Genomic DNA, 3,734 nt, shown 5'->3' with positions numbered 1-3,734 from the left:
GCGCCCGCGGTTTACATGAACGCCCTTATTTCACGACTGCTGCGCAGCCGGACGCAGGCTTCGCCAGCTGCTACAGGGCTTCATGACTCGCTGGTCGACTGGTGGTAAGCTCGCGCACCATGAATATCTACAGCTCTCGCCCCGTTGTCCTCTGTCTCTCCGGCCACGACCCAAGTGGTGGCGCCGGCTTGCAGGCAGATATCGAAGCCCTGCTCGCTCAGGGTTGCCATGCGGCTCCGGCCGTCACCGCCCTGACCGTGCAAGACACGGTCAACGTCACTGACTTCCGCGTCCTCGACCGTGAGTGGGTACTGGCCCAGGCCAATGCCGTGCTCAACGATTCCGAAGTCGCCGCGGTCAAACTGGGCATGCTCGGTTCCCTGGAAATGGTCGACACCGTTGTCGAACTGCTCTCGGCGAACCCGCATCTGCCGGTGGTCTGCGACCCGGTGCTGCGCGCCGGCGGCGGCGGACGGCTGGGCAAGGACGAAGTCGGCTACGCCATGCGCGAACGCCTGCTGCCGCTGTCGATCATCGCCACCCCCAACCTTCCCGAAGCCCGAATCCTCGCCGAACTGCCCGAAGGCACCGCGGACGAGTGCGCTGAAAAACTCCTGCCGTTCGTCAAACACCTGCTGATCACCGGCGGCCACGGCGACGAAACCGAAATCCACAATCGCCTGTACAGCCGCGACGGCCTGCGCGAAACCTATAAATGCCAGCGCCTGCCCGGCAGTTATCACGGTTCCGGCTGCACCCTGGCCAGCGCTTTGGCCGGTCGTCTGGCCCAGGGTGAAAACCTCGCCAGCGCCGTACAGACTGCACTGGATTACACATGGCGCACCCTGCGCGATGCCGAGCAGCTGGGCAAAGGCCAGTTCGTGCCGCGCCGCCTGCCACTGGACTTCTGTTCGTAACGCCAAGAGGCCTGCCTGATGAAACTACGTGGCCTGTACGCCATTACCGACAGCGAGCTGCTGGCCGGCAAGTTCCTGTCGTATGTCGAGGCCGCGCTGGAAGGCGGCGTCACCCTGCTGCAATACCGCGACAAAAGCAGCGACGAAGCCCGTCGCCTGCGCGAAGCCGAGGCACTGCGGGACTTGTGCGAACGCTACAAGACGCACTTGATCATCAACGATGACGCCGAACTGGCGGCGCGCCTGAACGTCGGCGTGCACCTGGGCCAGACCGACGGCCCACTGTCGCCGACCCGCGCCCTGCTGGGTTCGAAGGCGATCATCGGTTCGACCTGCCACGCGCAACTCGAACTCGCCGAACAGGCGGCGAAGGAAGGCGCCAGCTATGTCGCCTTCGGCCGCTTCTTCAACTCCAACACCAAACCGGGCGCCCCGACCTGCAGCCTCGAATTGCTCGACAAGGCGCGCCAGCAGCTGCATCTGCCGATCTGCGCGATTGGCGGCATCACCCTCGACAATGCGGCCCCGCTGGTGGCCCATGGTGTGGATCTGCTGGCCGTGGTCCACGGTTTGTTCGGCGCCGACAGCACAGCGGAAGTCACCCGCCGGGCCCGCGCCTTCAATGCACTGTTTTCTGTTTAATCAGCCCATTTCCTGACTTCCGAGAATCCGATCATGTCTCGTTCCGAAACCCTGTTTGCCAATGCCCAGAAGCACATCCCCGGCGGCGTGAACTCTCCGGTTCGCGCGTTCAAGAGCGTTGGCGGCACGCCGCTGTTCTTCAAGCACGCCGAAGGCGCCTACGTCACAGACGAAGACAACAAGCGTTATGTGGATTACGTCGGCTCCTGGGGCCCGATGATCCTCGGCCACAGCCACCCGGACGTGCTGGACGCAGTGCGCAAGCAGCTGGAACACGGCCTCTCCTACGGTGCGCCGACCGAGATGGAAACCCAGATGGCGGACCTGGTCTGCTCCCTGGTGCCGTCGATGGAAATGGTGCGCATGGTCAGCTCCGGCACCGAAGCGACCATGAGTGCGATCCGTCTGGCCCGTGGTTTCACCGGTCGCGACAGCATCATCAAGTTCGAAGGCTGCTACCACGGTCACTCCGACAGCCTGCTGGTGAAAGCCGGTTCCGGCGCGCTGACCCAGGGCGTGCCAAGCTCGGCCGGCGTACCGGCGGCCTTCGCCAAACACACCCTGACCCTGCCGTTCAACGACATCGACGCCGTTGAAAACATGCTCGCCGAAGTCGGCCAGGACGTGGCGTGCATCATCGTCGAGCCAGTGGCCGGCAACATGAACTGCGTACCGCCGGCTCCAGGTTTCCTCGAAGGCCTGCGCAGCCTGTGCGACAAGCACGGTGTGGTGCTGATTTTCGACGAAGTGATGACCGGCTTCCGTGTCGCCCTCGGCGGCGCCCAGGCTCACTACGGCGTTACCCCTGACCTGACCACTTTCGGCAAGATCATCGGTGGCGGCATGCCGGTCGGCTGCTTCGGCGGCAAACGCGAAATCATGTCGCGCATCGCGCCGCTCGGCCCGGTTTACCAGGCGGGCACCCTGTCGGGTAACCCGCTGGCGATGGCCGCCGGCCTGACCACCCTGCGCCTGATCAGCCGCCCGGGCTTCCACGCTGAACTGACCGACTACACCACCAGCCTGCTCGACGGCCTGCAACAGCGTGCCGACGCCGCCGGTATTCCGTTCGTGACCACCCAGGCCGGTGGCATGTTCGGCCTGTACTTCAGCGGTGCCGACGACATCGTGACCTTCGATGACGTGATGGCCAGCGACGCTGCGTTGTTCGGCCGCTTCTTCCACCTGATGCTCGAAGGCGGTGTGTACCTGGCACCGAGCGCCTTCGAAGCCGGTTTCACTTCGATCGCTCACGGCGAAGCCGAGCTGAAACTGACCCTGGACGCCGCCGAGCGCGCCTTCGCTGCCTTGAAATAAACGCTGTACCGCTGACGTTGGCTAATGCCAGCGTCAGCTTTCTCCTACACCCCCGCGCTTTTTCCTACTCATCTGCCCAAAATCCCCAGTAAACCGGGCGATATGGTTCCCGCGCAGCAGAAAAACGAGTAAAGACTTTGTAAGGTTGGCCCTGCTTATTTCATAATGCGCGCTTATTGGATCCCCTGGTTGGGTCCGCGCGCCCTTCAGAGGTAAGTCGATTCCCATGAACCGCACCGGCCGCGCCCTTTCAATGGGCTGCCTGTTGCTCCTTCAGCCCCTGCTCGCGCTCGCACAAGCAGGCGGTAACTCGTTGTTGATCCCGGCGATGGGTCGCTGCACCCTCAATACCCAGCCGCAAGATCTGGCACAGGCCATCGCCGCCTGCCAGAAAGCGTCGGATGAAGGGGATGCGCAGGCGCAATACGAGCTGGGTGAGTTCTACTATGAAGGCAAAGGCGCGCCGCGCGACCTCAATCAAGCCCTGAGCTATTTCGAAAAGGCCTCGCTGCAAGGCCACGCCCAGGCGCAATTCAAACTCGGCACCATGTTCTTCCACGGCGAAGGCGTAACGGCCAACAACGTTCAGGCATACATCCTGCTGAAGATGGCGGCGGTCAACGGTGCTGAAGACGCATTGGATACCGCCGACGAAGTCACCGAGAAAATGCCCCGCGAAGAGCTGGAAGTCGCGACTCAGGTACTGGGGCAGATCTTCCGCAAATACCTGATGGAACTGCAGAGTGCCGATGGGCGTACGCCTTTTGCGCCATTGCCCTGATCTGCATCGTTAATACCGGCCCCTTCGCGAGCAAGCCCGCTCCCACATTTGTTCTGTGTACGACGCAGATCAAATGT

At 62.9% G+C, this 3,734-nt stretch carries 4 protein-coding genes; all 4 read left to right on the top strand.

The features are described from left to right. The first annotated feature begins 119 nt into the window (after positions 1 to 119). The 4 genes from ACW9JE_RS29520 (at position 120) to ACW9JE_RS29505 (ending at position 3,657) form a co-directional block, all read left to right on the top strand. Positions 120 to 917, top strand: a complete 798-nt coding sequence (locus tag ACW9JE_RS29520; RefSeq protein ID WP_224541665.1) for a hydroxymethylpyrimidine/phosphomethylpyrimidine kinase — start codon at positions 120 to 122, stop codon at positions 915 to 917. An 18-nt stretch (positions 918 to 935) separates the two neighbouring features. Then, positions 936 to 1,559, top strand: a complete 624-nt coding sequence (gene thiE / locus ACW9JE_RS29515; protein WP_457434770.1) for a thiamine phosphate synthase — start codon at positions 936 to 938, stop codon at positions 1,557 to 1,559. A gap of 33 nt (positions 1,560 to 1,592) precedes the next feature. Beyond that, a complete protein-coding gene (gene hemL, locus ACW9JE_RS29510) occupies positions 1,593 to 2,876 on the top strand; it encodes a glutamate-1-semialdehyde 2,1-aminomutase (RefSeq protein ID WP_457434769.1) in 1,284 nt (427 codons plus the stop codon). Between the two features lie 226 nt (positions 2,877 to 3,102). Then, positions 3,103 to 3,657, top strand: a complete 555-nt coding sequence (locus ACW9JE_RS29505) for a tetratricopeptide repeat protein (protein ID WP_224541672.1) — start codon at positions 3,103 to 3,105, stop codon at positions 3,655 to 3,657. Positions 3,658 to 3,734: the final 77 nt, after the last annotated feature.

The organism is Pseudomonas sp. SDO55104_S430, from assembly GCF_054070595.1.
This window is presented reverse-complemented; position numbering and strand designations above follow the sequence as displayed.